A 20,934-nucleotide genomic window follows, 5' to 3' on the forward strand; every position below is an offset into this window, starting at 1 on the left:
TAGTGAGGTTTATTATCAAAATAAAAACCATACAGGTTATTGATTTTAGTCTTGTTTAATGATATTTAATGTAATTTAGTAACCAAACATATTGTTACAAGTTATGTATAGATTTTTATTTATATTTTTTTTTATTAATGTTGTTGGATTTGCACAAGAATTACCTCCAATTAAAATTTTTACAGCAGAAGATTATAAAGGTCAAAATCAGAATTGGGGAATAGCGCAGTCTGAAGATAATTTAATATATGTAGCTAATAATGGTGGGCTTCTCGAATATAATGGAGAACAGTGGCAACTATATACGCATATTTCAAACCCCATTTTAAGATCTGTAAAAGTTAAAGACAAAATAATTTATTCAGGTTCTTTTATGGATTTTGGCTTTTGGGAAAAAAATGAAAAAGGACAATTAGAATACAGCTCATTAGTAGAAAAGTTATCAATAAAATTAAAAGAAGGAGAAGAATTCTGGGATGTCAAATTTTATCAAAATTGGATTCTTTTTAAATCCAATACAAGAATTTATTTTTTGAATACCGTTTCTAAAGAGGTTAAAATAATAGAATCTAAAGAAATTATTTCTGGACTTTTTGTATCAAATAATACCATTTTTTTTCAAAAAAAGAATGTAGGTTTATTTTCTGTCCAAAATGGAGAAGAAAAAGTTTTCTCAAACGATGCTTTTTTTAAGGATAATAAAATTATTAATTGTTTTTATCATAATAAAGAATTGCTTTTTTTATCCAAAGAAAAAGGTTTTGTTACGGTAAAGGAAACAGGTATTACACAACAAAAAACGGATTTAAATAAACACAGTTTTTTAATTTTTAGTGCTATTCAATTAGAGGATAAAAGTTTCTTGCTTGGTACAATTTCTAATGGTATTATTTTTCTGAGTGAAAATGGAGAAATTACGTCTACTATAAATCGAAAAAAAGGATTAAGTAACAATACTGCACTTTCTTTATTTCAAGACAATTCTCATAATATTTGGGTTGGTTTAGATAACGGTATAAATTACTTAAATGTATCATCAGCATTTAAAATTTTTGAAGATGAAGATGGCGCTTTAGGAACTATTTATACTTCTTTGTTTTTTGATAATCAACTTTATTTGGGGACCAATCAGGGATTGTTTTTTAAAGATAAAAATTTAAAGTTTAAGTTAATTGAAAATACAGAAGGTCAAGTTTGGTTTTTGAAAGAAATTGAAGGAAATCTTTTCTGTGGACATGATAAAGGAACGTTTGTTATTAAAAATAAAAAGATAATAAGTGCTATAACTAAAGAACTTGGTACTTGGAATATAAAAGAAGTACCAAACAATAAGGATATTCTTATTCAAGGTGGTTATGACGGTTTATCTATTTTAGAAAAGGATAATGGGAGCTGGCAGTTTAAAAATAAAATTGATGGATTCGATATTTCTAGTCGGTTTTATGAGTTTTATAACGATAAATTATATGTAAATCATGAGTTGAAAGGATTCTATGAACTAGAAATTGATGAAAGCTATACTAAAGTGATCAAAAAAAAGAAAATAAACATTCCCCAAATAGGGTATGGGTCTAATGTTTTTTCTTTTGGGAATGATTTATTCTACTCATCTTCAGTAGGAATATATAAAAAACAAACTGATGGTAGTTTTAAAGTAGATTCTTTGTTTTCAAAAAAAATAAATGATTTAGAGAATATTACAACGATAAGAAAATTAGCGGAACAAGAGAACAGGTTGTATAGTTTTTCTAATAATAATATACTTCTTATAACCTCTAATAGTATTAGTTTAAGCCCGCAAGTAAAAGCAATTCCTATTGCTGGTAGCATCAGAAATAATGTTTTAGGTTTCGAGAACTTAACACAAATTAGTGCAGATAATTATTTAATAGGTACTTCTCACGGGTATTTACTCTTAAATGATGCTCTTGTAAAAAAAGAAAAGAACGTAACTATTTCCCTTCAACATGTACTTGTAAATAAGATAGATGGTGTAAAAACGGCCCTTTCATTGACAGAAGCACCAGTGTTAGAGAATAAGCACAACAATATAGAATTTTCATATAGTATTTCTAAGTATGATAAAATGATAAAAAACGAATATCAATATAGATTAGAAGGACTGTCTAACAACTGGTCCGATTGGACGGAGAATTCATCTCAATTATATGAGAACCTACCTTATGGAGACTATATTTTTCAGGTAAGAGGAAAATATGGAAATCAGATAGCAAACATTAAATCTTTTAACTTTTCTATCAAACGCCCTTTTTATTTAAGTAATCTATACATCGTATTTTATGTAATAGCTGTTTTATTCATTATTATTTTGATAAATATTTATTATAGAAGAAGGTATAAACTTAAAAGTAAATCTCTATTAGAGAAAGCTCAAAAAGAATTAAAGCTAAAAGAATTAGAAAGTGCTCAAATAATAATGAAACTTAATAATGATAAGTTAAGAGTAGATATAGAGAGTAAAAGTAGAGAGTTGGCAAGTTCTACAATGAATATTATAAAGAAGAATGATTTTTTAAATACTATTAAAACTGAATTGGCAAACAGTGAGAGTAAAGATATCTCAAAAGTAGTTAAGATTATTGATAAGAACTTAAACAATACAGATGATTGGAAAATGTTTCAAGAAGCATTTAACAATGCTGATAAAAACTTTCTAAAAAAAGTAAAGGACAAACATACAAGTTTAACTCCAAACGATTTAAGACTTTGTGCTTATCTAAGGTTAAACCTATCTTCTAAAGAAATAGCTCCTTTATTAAACATTTCTCCGAGAAGTGTTGAGGTTAAAAGATACCGATTAAGAAAAAAAATGGGTTTAGCTCATGATGAGAACCTAACAAACTACATTTTGGAGATTTAATACCCAAACACTACTTTTTTTCACCACTACAATACCTATACAAGGGTAATATAATTATGTTTTGGGTTAATATTTCATATATTCTGTAAGCCTTGTGTTTATTGAGGATTCATCATTTTTTTGCCGTTTTATTTGTGATGTATGTTTTTTGTTGTGGCTGTTTTTGCCATTTAACTATAATTTAACTATAATTTTATAATCAAAATAATAAATACCTTATTCATGAGAAAACAAATCACATTATTACTCCTTTTACTTATAGGTTTTTGTGCTTCTGCGCAAACTATAGCAGTAAAGGGTGTTGTTAAAGATGCTAAAACGGGTGATCCATTGCCGGGAGTAAGTATATTAATTAAAGGAACAACAGTTGGAACTGAAACAGATTTTGATGGACTTTACAGTTTTGCCAAAGTGGAGGAAGGAGCAACTTTTGTATTTAATTATTTAGGATATGCTGCAAAAGAAGTTGTGGTAAATCAGCAAACATTAAATGTTTCTTTAGAAGAGTCTGCAGAGGCTTTAGATGAAATTGTTGTTGTTGGTTATGGTAAACAAAAAAGGAAAGATGTTACAGGTTCTGTATCTATTGTAGGAGAAAAAACTTTAGAAGCTTTAAAACCTATTGATGCAACAAGTGCATTACAAGGTACAACTTCTGGTGTTGCAGTTAATCTTTCATCTGGTGCACCTGGTGCAAAAGTAAATATCTTAATTAGAGGGGTTAGTTCTAATACAAACAACCAACCCTTAACAATTGTAGATGGTTATGAAGGTGATTTAAATAGTATAAACCCAAATGATATTGAATCTATTACTGTTTTAAAAGATGCACAAGCTGCTATTTACGGTATAAAAGGTGCAAATGGTGTTGTTTTGGTAACTACTAAAAGAGGTAAGAAAAATAAGCAAGCAACTGTAAAATATGATACATATGCTGCTTTTCAACAAACTACTAAAAAATTAGATTACTTAAATGCAACAGAATATGCTTTAGTTTTAAATGAAGCATACGCAGCAAGTGGACAAACTGTTCCTTTTAGTAATATTAGTGATTTAGGTGTAGGAACTAATTGGCAAGATGAACTTTTTAATGACGCAATGTTAGTAAACCATAATATTAGTTTATCTGGTGGTGGAGAAAATTTTAGATATTTTGTAAGTGCTTCTCGTACAGAACAAGATGGAATTATTGCAAAAGAAAAATCTAATTTTGTTAGAAATAATATTAAATTAAACCTAGGAGTTGATATTAGTGAGAAATTAAATTTTTCTTTAATAGCAAACTATTATACGAGTGCTTCAGAAGGTTTTGATGCTTCTCTTTTATTTAATGGTTTAAATTACGCTCCTACTTTTGGAGTAAATGAAGAGGATACAAATAACTTTTTAGGAATTGAAGTTGTAAATCCTTTATCATTATTAAACAACACATTTGGTGAAAATGAAGGTAACGGAATTGAAGGAAACTTTAAATTAGAATACAAGCCAATAGAAGGTTTAAATATAGTGTCGCGTGTGGGTTATAAGATTTATAACGAAAAGCAACGCACATTTACACCTATTCAAAACTATGGTTCTAGTAAAGTATATAATAAAACACAAAGTTCTGTTTATCAGTTTAAAGCAACTTCTACAAGAGTAAATTGGGAAACATTTGCAACCTATCAGAAAACGTTTGCAGAAAATCATAATACTACTTTTACAGCAGGTACAAGTGTACAGAATGATTTATTTGATGGTATTTATGCTACAGGTTTTGATGTGCCAAATAATTCTTATGAATTTGCAGATATTAGTTTAACAAACTCACAAAGTGAGCAAAGAAGTATAGATACAGGTAGTGGAGATATTAGATTAACATCTTTTTTTGGTAGAGCTCAATATGATTATAAAGGGAAATATTTATTTTCTGGATTAATTAGAAGAGACGGTGCTTCTGTTTTTGCAGAAGATCAAAGAGTAGATAATTTTTGGTCTGTAACTACAGGTTGGAAAATTTCTGATGAAAACTTCTTAAAAGATAATGAAACTATTAATTTTTTAAAATTAAGAGCTAGTTATGGTACTTTAGGTAATTTAGTTGGAGATAATTTATATAGATCTTTATTAGATGGTGAAGGAGAATATGTTTTTGATGGAAATTTAGTTGATGGTACTGCACAAGGCGCTTTGTCTAATCCGTCAGCAACATGGGAAACAGCAGAAAAATTGGACATTGGTTTAGATATCAACTTATTTGATGATAAACTGACTATTGTTGCAGATTATTTTGAAGAAACAAGAAAGGATTTACTAATTGAAAACTTTCCAGTTTCTGGTTTGTTAGGTTCTGGCGCAGCAGGAGGTGAAAACCCAACGGTAAACGCAGGTACTTCTAAAAATACAGGTGGAGAATTGGCAATTAATTACAATGCTATTTCTAAAGAAGATTTTTCTTTAAATTTTGGATACAATGTTACCTATGTAAAAAACAAAGTAACAGATGTTTTAGACGACGCTATTGTAGAAGGAGGTGATTTTGGAATCGGTAACCTTCCTATATCAAGAATGGAAGTAGGACAACCAATTGGTTATTTCTTAGGCTTACAAACAGACGGAATTTTCCAAACACAAGCAGAAGTAGATGCACATCCTTCGCAAACTGGGCTAGGAGCAAGTGTTACTTCTCCTGGAGATATCAGATATAAAGATACAAATAACGACGGTGTTATAGACTTTGACGACCGTGTGAACATTGGTAATCCGCAAGCAGATTTCTATATGGGATTCAATATTTCTGCAAAATATAAAAACTGGGATTTTACTTCTTATTTATATGCAGAGCTAGGAAAAGACATGGTTAGAAATTTTGAACGTTTTTTACCAAATGTGAATAAACCAGCTTATTACTTAGATAGATGGACAGGTGAAGGAACAAGCAACTCGGTACCTAGGTTAACTAACGATGCTACAAACAACAGACTGTTTTCAGATTTCTTTGTAGAAGATGCTTCTTTTTTACGTATGCAAAATATACAAATAGGATACACTTTTGCGCCAGATTTATTAGAAAAAGTAGGGCTGTCTAAATTAAGATTATATACTTCTATCAATAACTTATTTACGCTAACAGACTACACTGGTTATGATCCTTCTATTAATGGCGGAGCAATTGGTGCAGGTATCGATTCTGGTAACTATCCATCTGCTAGACAGTTTTTGTTAGGTTTAAATGTTGAATTTTAAAAAATAAAAGATGAGAAATTACAATCAAATAATAAAATTAGGATTCATCTTTATGGCAAGTTTACTTCTTTTAAGTGCTTGTTCTGATGAATACTTAGATAATGCAAAAGTTTATGCAGAAGATTCTGAATCTTTCTTCAATTCAGAAACAGATTATTACAATGCCTTAGTGGCAGCTTATGATCCTTTACAATCTACATTTAGAAATGTATTAATGGGAGAAATAGCTTCTAACAATACTTTGTGTGGTGGAGAAACAGCTACAGATGTTCCTGGATATCAGCAAATAGATGATATGACGCATACTCCTGTTAACGATCAACTTCAAGACCTTTGGAGCCTAATGTACGGAGGTGTTAATAGAGCTGCTTATATTATTGAGTTTAAAGATAAAACCGACTTTACGGGTAAAAATGTAATTCTTGGGGAAGCTTATTTCTTAAGAGCGTATTATAATTTTGAATTGGTAAAATGGTTTGGAGATATTCCTATTAAAGCAGACGGTCGTTTTGTTTTGGGTGATGAAAAAACAATACCAAGATCGCCAAAAGCAGATGTATATGCATTAATTGAAGCAGACTTAGAATATGCAATTGCAAACATGACGTATACAGCGCCTCAAGTTGGTAGAGCAACAAAAGGTTCAGCACAAGCATTATTAGGAAAAGTTTATTTATATCAAGATAAATTTGATGAAGCTGCAACTGTTCTAGAAAGTGTTATAAATAACGGAGGATATGTTTTAGAATCTGATTATGACAAAATTTTTGAATTTGACGGAGAAAACGGTACAGGTGCTGTTTTTGAAGTGCAATATACAGATACACAAGGTGCAAGTTTCGATTGTTTACAGTGTAGTGAAGGTAATGTTGCCGTTGGGTATCAGGGTGTAAGAGGATATGAAGGAAGTTTATTTACTTCAGGATTTAGTTTTAATGTACCAACTCAAGAAGTGGTAGATGAATTTGAAGATGGAGATAACAGAAAAGAGGTTGCTATTTTAGATATTGATGCATGGGCAGCTTCAACTGGAGCAAAATTTACTACAGGTTATGAGCATACAGGTTATTTTAATAGAAAATATCTTCCTAGAAAAAGAAGTGAAGAAGCAGCAGGAGACTTAAACTTAACAAACCCTAATAATTATAGAGCTATTCGTTTTGCAGATGTTTTATTAATGGCAGCAGAAGCTAATAATAGAAAACCATCAGCAGATGATGCTAAAGCTAAAACATATTTAAACAGAGTAAGAGAAAGAGCTTTTGGTGATGCAGATCATAATATTGTTACAACAGGTTCTAATTTAACAGCTGCAATTTATAAAGAGCGTAGAGTAGAATTAGTAGGAGAAGGTCATCAATTTTTCGACTTGGTAAGAACAGGTAGAGGGGCTCAAATACCAGGTTTTACAACGGGTAAAAATGAGGTTTTTCCAATTCCGATTGAAGAAATACAATTTTCACAAGGAAATTGGAAACAAAACGATAAATACTAATAATTATGAAGAAATTAAAAATAATATACAAAGCATTAGTAATACTTTTGATTATTAATGCTTGTACAGAAGAAGATAGATCTTTAGACTTCTTAGATAATGTAGCACCTCCATCTAATGTTGCTGCTAGTTATAATTTATCGCAAGATAATTCTGGTTTGGTTACTATTTTACCAACTGCGGTTGGTGCAACCTTGTTTGATGTGTCTTTTGGAGATGCATCTGCAGAAGAAAAAGGTGTTGAGGCTGGTAAAATGGCGCAACATACCTATGAGGAAGGAACGTATAATGTTAAAGTGGTAGCTTATAATACTAAAGGAGATACAGCAGAAGCAACACAAGAATTAGTCGTTTCTTTTAAAGCTCCAGAAAATTTAGAAGTTACTATAGAAAATGATATTGCAATTTCTAAACAATTAAATGTTACCGCGAAAGCAGATTTTGCAGCTACTTACGATTTTTATTCAGGAGAAGCAGATGTAGCTCAACCAGCAGCATCAGCTAATATTGGAGATGTCATAAATTATCAATACGCTACAGCAGGTACTTACAATGTAAAAGTAATAGCTAAAGGTGGTGCAATTGAAACAACAGAATATACCGGTGAGTTTGAAGTTACTGCTATTTTAGCACCTTTAAAATCAGCAAATACACAACCAGCAAGAGACGCTGCAGATGTTATTTCTATTTTTAGTGATACCTATACAGATGTTGCAGGTACAGATTTTAACCCGAATTGGAGCCAAACAACTGTTTATACTCCTTTTGAGTTAAATGGTGATGCTATGATTCAGTATAGTAATTTAAACTATCAAGGAATTCAAATTGGTGAAACACAAGATATTTCTGGTATGGAGTTTCTTCATTTAGATGTTTGGACTGCAGATGCTACAGAATTAGATACCTATTTAATTAGTGTTGCAAGCGGAGAAAAAATGATAAAAACAGCATTAACAAAAGATGCTTGGACAACGATTAACATTCCTATTTCAGCATTTACAGAGCAAGGTTTATCAGTAGATGATATTCACCAATTCAAGTTTGAAGGTTCGGGGTCTGTGTTTATAGACAATCTTTATTTTTACAAAGCGAGTTCAGCGCCAGTTACTGGTGTAACTCCATTAACTTTTGAAACAGATTATGAATTAAGTTCTTTTGATGGTGGATCTGCTTCCGTTATTGCAAATCCAGATGCAAATGGAAATTCATCTTCTTCAGTTTTAGAACTTGTAAAAAATGCAGGTCAGCTTTGGGCAGGATCTAAAATTACAATTTCGTCAACATTTGATGTTTCTAATACAACAATTACTGCTAAAGTTTGGTCTCCAAGAGCAGGTTTAGATTTATTGTTAAAATTTGAAGATGCTACTCCGTGGCCTAATACTGTGTCTTCAGCAGAAATTACAGCAACTACAACTACAGCGAATGCTTGGGAAGAGTTAACATTTGATTTTTCTGGAATAAGCACGAGTGTAGATTTTAATAATCTAGTTTTAATAATGGACAACGGTACGGAAGGAGATGGATCTGCTAACTACACTATTTACGTAGATGATATTTCTACAAGTCCTGTTTTAGATTTCGAACCAGAGTTTATATTAAGTTCTTTTGATGGTGGTGCAATTTCTGTAATTGCAAATCCAGACACAAACGGAAACGCATCTGCAATGGTTGCAAAACTTGTAAAAAATGCAGGTCAACTTTGGGCAGGATCTAAAATTACAGTTCCTACACCATTTAGTTTTACTGGAGGAACAAGTGTTAAAGTTAAAGTTTGGTCTCCAAGAGCAGGTTTAGATGTACTATTAAAATTTGAAGATGCTACTCCGTGGCCAAATACCGTGGCTTCAGCAGAAATTACAGCAACTACAACCACAGCGAATGCTTGGGAGGAGTTAACGTTTGATTTTTCTGGAATAAGTACTTCTGTAGACTTTACAAACCTAGTTTTAATAATGGATAATGGTACAGAAGGAGATGGTTCTGCTAATTATACTATTTATCTAGATGATATATCACAATTTTAAAATAATGATTATGAAAAAACTTAAAAATATTTATATAATCTTATTTTCTTTAATGACAGTCCTTTATGGATGTCAAGAGAATGAGTACGAATTCGGAGAAATTGTTTCTCCAACAGACATCGTAATAACGGCAGAAGTTGTAGGTGTAGATGCTAATAATCCTTACGGAGACGGAAGTGGTTCTGTAAATTTAACAGCAATAGCTGCCAATGCTTCTTCTTATGTATATTATTTTGATGGAGTTGCACAAGCTTCACCATCAGGAGTCTTAACAAAAAGGTTTTCTAAAGTAGGTGTAAATCTATATACCGTTGTTGTAAAAGCAAATGGTACAGGTGGCGTTTCATCAACAAAAACAATAGATGTAGAAGTTTATAGTTCTTTTTCTGATGTGGAGGCAGAAAACTTTTTAAGTGGTGCAAACGTAGGTGATAGTAAAAAATGGTATTGGCAAGCAGATGTTGCAGTACATGTAGGTATGGGACCAGCTACAGATGACTATGGGAATGGAGAGTTTGCATATGAGGCTTGGTGGAATGGAATTAAGGCCTGGGATGATGAAAAATCTTGTATGTATGATAATGAGTTTGTATTTACAAGAACTGCAAACGGACTTACTTTTGAGCAAACTGTTGGACCAGCTTTTATACCTGGTACTTATGGAGATTTAATAGATGTAGATGGAGATCAATGTTATGATGAAACGGTAGCAACGACAATGTTTGGTGTAAAAACGGTTGCTTTTGGACCATCAACATCTAAAGCAGGAACAGAAGGATCGTATAATGATGAACCTTATAGAGGTACAGAATTCGAAATTGCAGATGGAGGATTTATGGGATGGTATGTAGGTGCTAGCACGTATGATATTATTTCGATTACTAATGATGAGATGATAGTTAGAATTATAGAAAATTCTGCTTCAGGAAGTGGTGCTGCTTGGTATCATAAATTTACATCAACCAAACCTGTGGAAGGTGCAATTACTCCTGATTATACTTATAACAATTTAGTCTGGGAAGATGATTTTAATACAGATGGAGCCCCTAATGCTGCAAATTGGACCTATGATTTAGGTGCAGGTGGTTGGGGTAATGGAGAATTACAAACTTATACAGAAGCTGCAGAAAATGTGAAGGTAGAAGGTGGTTCTTTAATTATTACAGCTAAAGCTGATGTAAGTGATGGTTATACTTCTGCAAGATTAAAATCTCAAGGATTGTATCAATTTAAATATGGTAGAGTTGAGGTAAAAGCGAAGTTACCAGCTGCGGCAGGAACTTGGCCAGCAATTTGGATGTTGGGATCTAACTTTCCAACTGTTGGTTGGCCACAATGTGGAGAAATTGACATTATGGAGCAAACAGGAGATGATAAAAATACCTCTTTAGGAACTTTACATTGGTTTGATGATGCTAGTTCTTCAAACGCAAGTTATGGAGAAACTACTGCGATTTCTAATGCAGCTTCAGAGTTTCATGTTTACGGTATGGAATGGACAGAAGAGTCTGTTAAAATTTATTTAGATGATGTAATGTTTTATGAAATGACAAACAGTGAAACATTGCCATTTAATGCAGATTTCTTTTTAATTCTTAATGTAGCCGTTGGAGGTACTCTTGGTGGAGATGTAGCAGATACATTTACAGAAGATACCATGGAAATAGATTATGTAAAAGTATATCAATAATATTTTTTGGTTTATTTAATAAGGTCAGTGTTTTATGGCTGGCCTTATTTTTTCTTCTCTTTAGTTTGATGATACATTAAAAACTTACGCATTAAAGTTGATATTTATGAAATACATTTTCTTACCAATAATCCTACTTTTTTTTACTTTAAACTCTTGTGATAACAAGACAGATAAAGTTGCTGTTTTAAAGAATGAACAAGGAATGAAATTAGTTGTAAATGGAGAAGCTTTTATAATTAATGGAATGAATTGGGATTATTTTCCGGTTGGTACAAATTTCGCTTATAGTTTGTGGGAACAACCAGAAGCATTTATAAAAACGGCATTAGATACAGAAATGACTTTGCTGAAAGACATGGGCGTTAATACAATTCGTGTTTATAAAGGGATTCAACCAAAATGGATTACGTATATCTATAAAAATTATGGCATTTATACCATGTTAAACCACTCTTTTGGTAGATACGGAGTTGCTATAAATGGCAACTGGGAACCAGAAACAGATTACAGAAATTCAGACGCACAACAAAGTTTACTTACAGAAGTAAGTGAAATGGCAACAACCTATAAAGATATTCCGGGATTATTAATGTTTCTTTTAGGTAACGAAAACAACTACGGACTTTTTTGGTCTGGTTCAGAAACAGAAGATTTTCCAGAAGGAGAAAATGAAAAGAAAGAAATAGGAGAGTTAAGAGGTAGAGCAATGTATCGATTAATGAATGAAGCAGCTGTTATAATGAAAAATATAGATGTAAATCATCCCGTTGCTATTTGTAACGGAGACGATTTATATATAGATATTATTGCAGAAGAATGTAAAGACGTAGATATTTATGGAACAAATATGTACCGAGGAAAGTCTTTTGGAGACGCATTTGAAAAAGTAAAAAACACATTAGACATGCCTATCTTATTTACAGAATTTGGGGCAGATGCTTTTAACTCAATTACCCAGAAAGAAGATCAAAAAATGCAAGCCTATTATATGGTAGAAAATTGGAAAGAGATTTATGAAAATGTGGCAGGCTTAGGTAAGGCAGAAAATGCTATTGGAGGTTTTACGTTTCAATTTAGTGATGGCTGGTGGAAAAATGGACAAACTACAGGCTTAAATATTCATGATAATCATGCTTCTTGGTCTAATGCAGGCTATGCAATAGATTATGAAAAAGGAGCAAATAACATGAATGAAGAATGGTTTGGTATCTGTGCAAAAGGATTAACAGATAAAAATGGTTTTTACACATTATCACCTAGGGCAGCTTATTTTGCTTTACAAAAAGCACATGAATTAAATCCATATGCAAAAGGAATGACAACCGATTTGATTTCGGAGCATTTTAAAGAAATAAAATTTTAACGAAGCTTCAAGCGCTTCTTCTTGCAGGGTTTCTAAACCTGTAGGTATATATATAAAATTCTATAAGGTTGAAAAGCACCTTGTGGAATCAATAAATAACAACCTCTTTAAATGAATTATAAGAGGTTCAAAAAATAATTTTGATGACAAAAAAGACTATTTTTTTAGGAAATAATAAAGCAGCGTTTAAAGCGCAAGAGGTAAAAGGAGAAATGATAAACTTCGAAAATGAAGTGTATTATAAAATTTCGAATAGCAATGAAATGAGACCTTTTTTTATGAGTATTGTTTCAGACTCTAACCATTGGATGTTTATTTCTAGTAATGGAGGTTTATCTGCTGGTAGAAAAAATAGTGAATACTCACTTTTTCCTTATTATACAGATGATAAAATTACAGAGTCTGCAGATGTAACAGGGAGTAAATCTATTTTTCAAGTTACTAAAAATGACAAAACGTATGTTTGGGAACCTTTTTCTCAAAGACAGATAGGTTTATATCAAACAAAACAAAATTTATATAAAAACAGTTTTGGTAATAAAGTTATTTTCGAAGAAATTAATGAAGATTTAGGAATCACTTTTAGATATCAATGGAGTTCTTCTGATCAATTTGGGTTTGTAAAAAAATCGACTTTAATTAATAATTCACCTGAAAAAATTGAAGTTACTTTTTTAGATGGTTTGCAAAATATTATTCCTTCGGATGTAACTACAGATTTGCAAAACTCTTATAGTAATTTAGTAGACGCCTATAAAAAGAGCGAATTACAAAAAGAAGTTGGTTTAGGTGTTTATGCTTTAAGTGCAATTATTGTTGATAAAGCAGAGCCAAGTGAAGCTTTAAAAGCAAATATTGTTTGGTCTTTAGGGGTAGATAATCCTATGTATTTATTGTCATCATTACAATTAAATAATTTTAGAAGAGGTCTAGAATTACAACAAGAGGTAGATGTAAAAGCAGAAAAAGGAGCTTATTTTATTAGTTCTGATATCGCCTTAGAAGCTAATGAATCTAAAGAATGGCGTTTTATTGCAAACGTAAATCAAACAATTGGTGATATTCAAAAAGTTTCTAAAGCAATAAAAGAAGATAAAAATTTATTAGAAATTATTACTAAAGATATTGAGTTAGGGACAAAAAACTTAATTGCTTTAACTGGAGCAGCAGATGGTTTACAAGTAACCGATGATGCTTTGGTAAACACAAGACATTTTGCAAATACGCTTTTCAATTTAATGAGAGGTGGTACTTTTGATGATGATTATAAAATTGAAAAAGAAGATTTTATAAAATATATTGGTAAAGCAAACAAAAAAGTTCTAAAACTAAAAGAAGACCTTTTAAATGCATTACCAGATTTATTTACATTAGATGTTATTCTAAATATTGCAGAAAAAGATGAAGATAAAAACTTTAAAAGACTTTGTTTTGAATATTTACCATTAAAGTTTAGTAGAAGACATGGAGACCCAAGTAGACCTTGGAATAAGTTTTCTATCAATACAAAAAATGAAATTGATGGTTCTAAAATTTTAGATTATGAAGGGAATTGGCGAGATATTTTCCAGAATTGGGAAACTCTAGCGCATTCGTATCCAGAGTTTATAGAAAGCATGATTCATAAGTTTTTAAATGCAACTACTTTTGATGGCTACAATCCGTATAGAGTTACAAAAGATGGTTTTGATTGGGAAACGATTGAAGAAAATGACCCTTGGTCTTATATTGGATATTGGGGAGATCATCAGATAATTTACTTATTAAAATTCTTAGAATTTATAGAAAACCATTATCCAAATCAATTAGAAAAACGTTTTTCTGAAGCTATTTTTGTCTATGCAAATGTGCCTTATAGAATTAAGAAATATGAAGATATTTTAAAAAATCCAAAAGATACAATTGATTTTGATTTTGAAGAACAAGAAAATATAGAACAAAGAAGAGAACGTTTAGGTGCTGATGGTGCTTTACTAAGAGATGAAAATTATTTTATTTATAAAGTAAATTTAATCGAGAAATTATTAGCTACCGTTTTAGCAAAAGTATCTAATTTTATTCCTGAAGGTGGAATTTGGATGAACACTCAAAGACCAGAATGGAATGACGCAAACAACGCTTTGGTTGGTAACGGTGTTTCTATGGTAACACTTAACTACCTAAATCGTTTTATTAATTTCTTCGAAAAAGTAGTTGTAAAATCAACAGCAGAAGAAGTTGCCGTTTCTTCAGAATTAGCAACATTTTTTAATGAAGTTGTAACTACTTTTAATCAAAATAAAAATATTTTATCAAGAAAATTTTCTGATGCAGAAAGAAAAACTGTTTTAGATGGTTTAGGTGAAGCTGGAAGTAAATTTAGAACTTCAATTTATGAAAACGGATTTTCTAGTGATAAAATTATTCTTAAAAAAGCAGCTCTTTTAGACTTTTTTACCATTACAAAAGAGTATTTAGATCATACCATAAAAGCAAATAAACGTACAGATAATTTATATCATTCTTATAATTTAATGACAATTGAAAACGATACAGAAGTGTCTGTTTCTTATTTGTCTGAAATGTTAGAAGGGCAAGTTGCTGTTTTAAGTGCTGGCTATTTATCGTCAAAAGAAGCTTTAAAAGTTTTAGACGGAATGAAAGCAAGTGCGCTGTTTAGAGAAGATCAATACAGTTATATTTTATATCCGAATAAAGAATTAGCTCGTTTTGATGAAAAGAATATAATTCCGAAATCTTCAGTAGAAAACTCTGAGTTGTTATTAAAATTAATTACAGATAACAATACGCAAATCATTAATAAAGATGTTTTGGGTACCTATCATTTTAATGCCAATTTTAACAACGCAAATAGTTTAAAAGCAACTTTTAAAGACTTACCAGAAACGTATGTAGATTTAGTTGAAAAAGAAGGGCAATTATTAGCAACTATTTTCGAAGAGGTTTTTAACCACAAAGCATTTACAGGTCGTTCAGGAACCTTTTTTGGTTATGAAGGGTTAGGTTCTATTTATTGGCACATGGTTTCTAAATTGTTGTTAGCAGTGCAAGAAAATTGCTTGTTAGCAATAAAAAATAATGAAGATGAGGTTCTTATTGGTGCGTTATTAGATCATTATTATGAAATTCAGGCAGGAATTGGAGTACACAAATCACCAGAATTATATGGTGCATTTCCTACAGATCCATATTCTCATACACCAGGCGGAAAAGGAGCACAGCAACCAGGAATGACTGGTCAGGTTAAAGAAGATGTTTTAAGTAGAATAGGTGAGTTAGGCGTTTTTGTAAAAGAAGGAAAAATAAACTTTAATCCAAGGTTATTAAGAGCAAGTGAGTTTGTAGAAACTCCTAAAACTTTTAAATATAACGCAATTAATAAAGAAGCAAAATTGATTGATTTAGAAAAAGGTTCGCTTTGTTTTACGTATTGTCAAGTGCCTGTTATTTATAAAAATACAGGTAAAGAAAGTGTAACTATCTTTTTTGTGAATGGAGAACAAGAAAACTCAGAAAGTTTAACTCTTAACATTGCTATTTCTAAAATGATGTTCGAAAGAACAGGAGAAATAGATCGCATAGAGGTTTCAGTAAAAAAGTAAATAATACAACTCAGCTGTAAGGTTTTTGCTTTACAGTTGGTGGAGTATTCGTAAAATATAGTAAGGAATGAACATATTTAATATCAAAAGGAAAATGAAAAATTATACTGGAAAAATGAATATGCAATCTGATATTCTAAATATTGGCGGGTTATGGTTTTTATTTATATCCATAATTTTTGTTAGCTGCTCACCAAAAAGTGCTTATGAAAATTATGTGTCAGATGTTTATCAAACATCACAAGCTGGTGACAACCTTAAATTACTATCAAGTGATGAAGTTAAAACACCTGCTACAGAAGTAAAAAAAGTAACATTACAGCTTTTTCCTAATGAAGAATATCAAAAGTATTATGGTTTTGGTGCTTCTTTTACTGAATCTTCAGCATGGAATTTAGCTACCATACCAGTCGATTCTCGTAAAAAAGTTTTAGCCAAACTTTTTAGTCCAACAGAAGGTGCTGGCTTTACGCTTACACGAACGCACATTAACAGTAGTGATTATTCAAACAATCATTACACTTACGTAGAAGAGGGAGATGAAGATCTTTCAACTTTTAGTATCCATGAAGATATGAAAGGATTTTCTGGGGAAGAAAACGATCAGGTACGTGGCATTGAATTGATAGATCCAAACTATGATCTTATTCCAATGATTTTAGAAGCAGCTAGTATTCCTGGTGCAGATTTTAAGATTATTGCTTCACCTTGGAGTCCTCCATCTTGGATGAAATCAGGAGAAACTGCTAAAATGACTAATGGTAGTTTACTACCGGAATATTATGGCCTTTGGGCTGAATATATGTCTAAATATGTATCTGCATATAAAGAACAAGGTATTACTCTTTGGGGGCTTACGCCACAGAATGAACCATTACATGCGCATGATGCACAATGGGATAGTAATGGATTTACGCCAGAACAAGGGAGAGACTTTTTAAGAGATCATTTGGGGCCTCAATTGGTTAAAGATGGTCATCTTAATCTTGATGATTTAGATGCTGGATTGCACGTATTGATTTATGACCATAATAAGTCTACAATGAATGACTATGTTGCAAAAACGTATGAAGATCCAGAAGCATCTAAATATGCTTGGGGAACTGCTTTTCATTGGTATACAAATTCAGAGTTAAAAGAGAATAATTGGTATGCAAAAGAATTGGCAGAATTACAGAAGAATTGGCCAAACAAAGGGATGATTCATACCGAATCTAGTATAGATATTGATGCCAATGATCCAATTGGTCAATATTGGAGATCAAGTACAGATTATGCAGGTACTTTTGTGCCTTTCGAAACGTATGCAAACGATATTATTACAGATTTAAACCACGGAACTCAAGGATATATTGAGTGGTGTAGCATTCTTAGTAATAAAGGACAACCAAATCCTTACGATAATTTTAATAGCGCACCAGTACTTATCAATCCTGTTACTGACGAAGTAATTTATACGCCTTTATATTATTTATTGAGTCATTTTAGTAAGTTCATTCGCCCAGATGCACACAGAATCGGTGTAAAAGGTGAAGCAGTAGATGGCGTAATATATACAGCTGCAAAAAATACAGATGGTTCTATTGCTGTGGTTGTTTTTAACCAAAATGAAGAAGCTCATGAAGTATCGATTGTTTTAGAAACTAAGACTTTTACAACGAAAATAGCACCTAGAGCTGTTCAAACGATTGATTTACGTAATAAGTAAAAAAAAATCAAAACGTATGCTTTAAGGTAGACTAGGCTAAGGGTAAAACTGAAATATAGTGTCAATTTAAATGCTATGTTTCTTATACAAATCGGTATTCTAAATAAATATATTCAAGGTTATAAATCTTGATGTGTAAATAGCATTTAATTATCAAAAATATGAATTCAATTATAAAAAATTTGTTTGCAATTATTGTGTTAATTTTTGGTGTTGGTTGTAATTCTAAAGTGAAGTTAAAAGAAGAGCAAAAGGTAGTAATAACAGCAGAACATATTTTAGGAAATCCAGAGTATTTAGCCATTTCTTATGGAGGTTATAGAGAGAATTCAAGAGAAAATCAACCTACAATAAAAGAGTTGAAAGAGGATTTAAAAATTCTTTCGGCAATGGGTATTAAGATTTTAAGAACCTATAATGTACAACCAGAATTACCACATGCCGCGAATGTTTTAGAAGCCATTCATCAACTTAAAAAAGATGATGCCAATTTTGAAATGTATGTAATGTTGGGGGCTTGGATAGATTGTTTAAGTGCTTGGACGGACAAAGAACCAAATCATGATATTGAAAGTGATCAAAATGAAGGAGAAATTGCAAGAGCAGTAGCGTTGGCAAACAAATATCCAGACATTGTAAAAGTAATTGCAGTGGGTAATGAAGCGATGGTAAAATGGGCGGCAAGTTATTTTGTGCAACCGAATGTAATTTTAAAATGGGTAAATCATCTTCAAAATTTAAAGAAAAACGGCGCATTGTCTAAAGATGTTTGGATTACAAGTTCAGATGATTTTGCTTCTTGGGGAGGCGGAGATCCTGTTTATCATACCAAAGACTTAGAAGATTTAATTAAAGCGGTCGATTATGTTTCTATGCACACGTATGCATATCATAATTCTCACTATAATCCAGAATTTTGGAAAGTTCTTGAAAATGAAAAAAGTTTATCTGACAAAGAAAAGGTAGACAATGCCATGTTGCGTGCTTTTACGTTTGCTAAAAAACAATATAGTGATGTTGTAAATTATGTAAAAAGTATAGATGCTACCAAAACGATTCATATTGGCGAAACTGGTTGGGCAACTATTTCTAGTGGGCATTATGGCGTAAATGGTTCTAGAGCTACAGATGAATATAAGCAAGGTTTGTATTATCAACATTTAAGAGAATGGACGCATAAAGAAGGAATTTCTTGTTTCTATTTTGAAGCTTTTGATGAACAATGGAAAGATGCAAATAACTCAAATGGATCTGAAAATCACTTTGGTTTAATCAACTTAAAAGGAGAAGCTAAATATTCACTTTGGAGTTTGGTTGATAAAGGTATTTTTAAGGGTTTAACAAGAAACGGGAAAGAAATTACAAAAACATATAATGGAAATAAAGAAGCATTAATAAACGATGTTTTGGTTCCGAACACAGAATATAATAGATAAAAATAACAACAATGAAAACAAACTATTTTTTTTACACACTATTTTTAGTCATAATGATTAGTTGTAGCCAGAAGGATAATAAATTATCTGTGGATGTTTATGAAACTTCGGAAGCAGGAAATAAGTTAACTAAAATTACTGATTTTACTCCTGCTGAAAATGCAGCTACAATTACATTAAATACTGATAAAACCTTTCAAACAATTACTGGTTTTGGAGGTGCTTTTACAGAATCATCTGCTTATTTATTAAATAAATTAAGTCAGAAAAATAGAGATACCATTATTCAAGCGTATTTCTCAGAAGAAGGCGCAAATTATTCGTTAACAAGAACCCACATGAATTCTTGTGATTTTTCTATCAGTCAGTATTCATATTCTCCGGTAGCAGATGATGTTAATTTAGAACACTTTACTATTAAAGATGATATGGATGATTTAATTCCGATGATAAAAGATGCCATGAAAGCGTCTAAAGACGGATTTAAAATATTTGCTTCTCCTTGGACAGCTGCTCCGTGGATGAAGGATAATAACAAATGGGTTGGTGGTAAATTATTGCCAAAATATTATGATACTTGGGCATTATTCTTTTCTAAATACATAGATGCTTACGAGGCAGAAGGAATTGATATTTGGGGGTTTACTGTAGAAAACGAACCACACGGAAATGGAAATAATTGGGAGAGTATGCATTTTACGCCTAAAGAAATGACCGATTTTGTTGAGTTTCATTTAGGTCCAAGATTAGAAAAAGAGGGGTATGGCGATAAAATTATTTTAGGCTACGATCAAAATAGAGAAGGCTTAAAAGAATGGGTAGATGAAATGTATAGAAGTGAAAGTTCATCTAAATATTTTGATGGAACTGCTATTCATTGGTATGAAAGTACCTATGAAGTTTTCCCAGAAGCATTACAATATGCACATAATAAAGCACCAGAAAAATACTTAATTGAAACAGAAGGATGTATCGATTCTGAAATACCTGTTTGGCAAGACGATGCTTGGTATTGGAAAAAAGAAGCAACAGATTGGGGATATGACTGGAGAGAACCAGAAAATAAATATTTACACCCAAAATATGCTCCTGTAAATAGATATGCAAGAGATATTATTGGTTGCCTAAATAATTGGGTAGACGGTTGGGTAGACTGGAACATGGTTTTAGATACAAAAGGAGGACCAAACTGGTTTGAGAACTGGTGTGTTGCTCCGGTAATTGTAGATCCTGAAAACGATGAAGTTTATTTTACACCATTGTATTACACCATGGCACATTTTAGTAAATACATTAGACCAGAAGCAAAAGTAATTGGTTTAGAAAATTCTGATAAAGAGTTGCAAGTTACAGCAGCTCAAAATCCAGATGGTTCTATAGCTGTGGTAGTTTTTAATGAAGGAAAAACAAAGAAAAGTTTTAAAATCTCTTTAGGAGAAAAAGAAACACTTATAAATATAGATGCACAAGCATTACAAACGATAATGATAGCAACTAAATAAAA

Annotated in this window: 10 protein-coding genes; all 10 read left to right on the top strand. The window is 31.6% G+C overall.

Translation table 11 applies throughout. From position 1 onward, the window contains the following. Nucleotides 1-103: 103 nt before the first annotated feature. The 10 genes from GQS57_RS01955 (at nt 104) to GQS57_RS02000 (ending at nt 20,932) form a co-directional block, all read left to right on the top strand. Nucleotides 104-2,881, top strand: a complete 2,778-nt coding sequence (locus tag GQS57_RS01955) for a triple tyrosine motif-containing protein (protein ID WP_165730692.1) — start codon at nt 104-106, stop codon at nt 2,879-2,881. 222 nt (nt 2,882-3,103) lie between these two features. Continuing rightward, complete coding sequence (locus tag GQS57_RS01960; RefSeq protein ID WP_165730693.1) at nt 3,104-6,106, top strand: TonB-dependent receptor; 3,003 nt, start codon at nt 3,104-3,106, stop codon at nt 6,104-6,106. Between the two features lie 52 nt (nt 6,107-6,158). Further along, on the top strand, nt 6,159-7,601 hold the full coding sequence (locus GQS57_RS01965) for a RagB/SusD family nutrient uptake outer membrane protein (protein ID WP_240915426.1): 1,443 nt from the start codon (nt 6,159-6,161) through the stop codon (nt 7,599-7,601). A 5-nt stretch (nt 7,602-7,606) separates the two neighbouring features. Further along, nucleotides 7,607-9,628: a PKD domain protein gene (locus GQS57_RS01970; protein WP_165730697.1), complete on the top strand. Its 2,022-nt coding sequence runs from the start codon at nt 7,607-7,609 to the stop codon at nt 9,626-9,628. A gap of 10 nt (nt 9,629-9,638) precedes the next feature. Beyond that, nucleotides 9,639-11,318 carry a family 16 glycosylhydrolase gene (locus GQS57_RS01975; protein WP_165730699.1) on the top strand — a complete coding sequence of 560 codons (1,680 nt, stop codon included), beginning with the start codon at nt 9,639-9,641 and terminating at the stop codon, nt 11,316-11,318. 106 nt (nt 11,319-11,424) lie between these two features. After that, nucleotides 11,425-12,684 carry a glycoside hydrolase family 2 TIM barrel-domain containing protein gene (locus tag GQS57_RS01980; protein ID WP_165730701.1) on the top strand — a complete coding sequence of 420 codons (1,260 nt, stop codon included), beginning with the start codon at nt 11,425-11,427 and terminating at the stop codon, nt 12,682-12,684. Between the two features lie 143 nt (nt 12,685-12,827). After that, a complete protein-coding gene (locus GQS57_RS01985; protein WP_165730703.1) occupies nt 12,828-16,286 on the top strand; it encodes a hypothetical protein in 3,459 nt (1,152 codons plus the stop codon). A gap of 94 nt (nt 16,287-16,380) precedes the next feature. Further along, nucleotides 16,381-17,994: a glycoside hydrolase family 30 beta sandwich domain-containing protein gene (locus GQS57_RS01990; protein ID WP_165730705.1), complete on the top strand. Its 1,614-nt coding sequence runs from the start codon at nt 16,381-16,383 to the stop codon at nt 17,992-17,994. A gap of 161 nt (nt 17,995-18,155) precedes the next feature. Continuing rightward, nucleotides 18,156-19,430 (top strand): glycosyl hydrolase family 17 protein, encoded by a 1,275-nt coding sequence (locus GQS57_RS01995; protein ID WP_165730707.1) that lies wholly within the window; start codon nt 18,156-18,158, stop codon nt 19,428-19,430. An 11-nt stretch (nt 19,431-19,441) separates the two neighbouring features. After that, the gene (locus GQS57_RS02000; RefSeq protein ID WP_165730709.1) at nt 19,442-20,932 is read left to right on the top strand and encodes a glycoside hydrolase family 30 beta sandwich domain-containing protein; all 1,491 of its coding nucleotides are present in this window, start codon (nt 19,442-19,444) and stop codon (nt 20,930-20,932) included. Nucleotides 20,933-20,934 lie beyond the last annotated feature (2 nt).

The organism is Polaribacter sp. 20A6, from assembly GCF_011378915.1.
Taxonomy (GTDB): Bacteria; Bacteroidota; Bacteroidia; order Flavobacteriales; family Flavobacteriaceae; genus Polaribacter; species Polaribacter sejongensis.